Origin of the sequence: Agathobaculum butyriciproducens (assembly GCA_003096535.1) — a bacterium.
GTDB classification, from domain to species: Bacteria; Bacillota; Clostridia; order Oscillospirales; family Butyricicoccaceae; genus Agathobaculum; species Agathobaculum butyriciproducens.
The window spans coordinates 1-1,848 of sequence record QEKJ01000049.1 but is presented as its reverse complement, the minus strand read 5'-3'; the positions used below and the strand labels follow the sequence as shown (position 1 = coordinate 1,848).

2 protein-coding genes are annotated in these 1,848 nt (G+C 51.6%); both read left to right on the top strand.

Annotated features, from left to right (window positions below; all coding sequences use genetic code 11):
* Positions 1–249 (top strand): PrgI family protein (locus tag C7386_RS13570; protein ID WP_165815562.1); only part of this gene is annotated, 249 nt, incomplete at its 5' end.
* Positions 227–1,848, top strand: a 1,622-nt coding sequence (locus C7386_RS13170; RefSeq protein WP_116705733.1) for a VirB4-like conjugal transfer ATPase, CD1110 family, incomplete at its 3' end; no start/stop codon positions are given. The genes C7386_RS13570 and C7386_RS13170, both read left to right, overlap by 23 nt.

Below are 1,848 nucleotides of genomic sequence, written 5' to 3'. Positions count from 1 at the left end.
GCGGCGGCAATTCCGGCAGCAATCGGCTTTGTGTCCTTTCATGGTCTGCCCTTTGAAAAATTCGCTCTTTCATGGCTGCGCACGATGTTTATGCATAACGGCTGGTATGTATACCGTTCCGCTAACTTCTATGCGCAGTTTACGCCGGAAGAGCAATCGAAAAGCGGCAGGAGCCGCAAGAAAACAAAGCAGAAAATCAGTGAACACAGTAACGAGGTAGAACAGAATGAGCAAAACCAAACCAATTAAAGAGAAAAAAGAAAAGCAAGAGAAAACCACAAAGCCGGTACGCCTGCCGCGCAGCGTGCAGCAGCTTATTCCTGTTAAGCGCGTATTTCCGGACTCAATCTGGCAGGTCGGCAACAACGAATTCAGCCAGACATGGTCGTTTTCCGATATTAACTATGCCGTAGCCAGTCTGGACGATCAGCGCACCATTCTGGACAGCTGGGGGCGTGTGTTGAACGGCCTTGCGGCAGACAGCCGTATGAAAGTTACGCTGGTAAACAGTCTATTCGACAAGGAAGCCAACGCAGGAACTCTGTTCCTGCGCAAGCAGCATGACGGTATGGATAAATACCGCGCAGAACTGAATCAGGTGATTATGTCCAAGGCGCAGGGCAGTAACGGCATCGTGCAACAGAAATTTATGACCCTCACTGCCAAGCGCAAGAACATTGCCGATGCCCGGCAGTTTTTTGGTCGTGCCGGCAAAAGCCTGAGCATCGGTATGCAGCGCCTTGCGTCCTCTATCCGCTTACAGGACAACAGCAGTCGTTTCCGTATTCTGCACGACTTTTTTCGCCCAGATCACCGCATGACAAAGGCAGATCTGGACGAAATGATTGCGCGCGGGCAGAACATTGCTGATGTTTTCTGTCCTCTGGCACTGCGTTATCATAAAGATTATATCCAAACCGATCAAGGCTTTATGCGCGTGCTCTTCATCGAGGAGTTCGCATCGCGCCTGTCCGATGAACTGATCCACGACCTCATGGGACTGCCGCGGCAGATGATGCTGTCTATGGACATCGAGCCGGTCAACACCCAAGAAGCACACAAGCTGCTCAACGGTCTTGCACTGCGTGTCGAATCCGATATTGGACGCTGGCAGCAGCGACAGAACAACAATAATAATTTTGCGGCCGAAATCCCGTATGAGTTCCAGCAAATGCGCAAGGTTGTTGCTGACTACATGGACGATATTACCGAGCATGACCAGCGTTTGATGCTGACCACCATCACCATCGTACACTCCGCAAAAACGCTGGAGCAGTTAAATGCAGACACCGAGAGCTTGCAGGAAATTGCAAGCGGTTTCGGCTGCAACCTCACGAAATTAGCCTATCAGCAGGACATCGGTCTGGATACCGTTCTGCCGTATGGCCTGCGCAGCGTACAGCAGCAGCGCACGCTTATTACTGACAATGTTTCTATCCTTACGCCGTTTTCTGCGCAGGAAATTCAGCAGATGGGTGGCATCTGCTATGGTAACAACGCCGTTTCGGGTAATTTGATTGTAGCCAACCGCGCAAACCTGCTGAATGGTAACTGCATCCGACTGGGCGTATCCGGTGCAGGCAAGTCTTTCTCTGTTAAACAGGAAATCGCTTATGTGCTGCTGTCCACGCACGATGATGTGCTGGTGCTCGACCCGGAGGGTGAGTTTACACCGATGGTCGGTGCTTTCGGCGGCAGCATGATCGACATTTCCGGTTCGTCCGCAGTACGCATCAATGCACTGGATATGGAAAAAGGCTATGCTGATGACGGCAAAGACCCTCTGCCGGACAAGTCCGAGTTCGTCCTGTCGCTGTTTGAGCAGATCATGCAGGACGATCTCAAAGC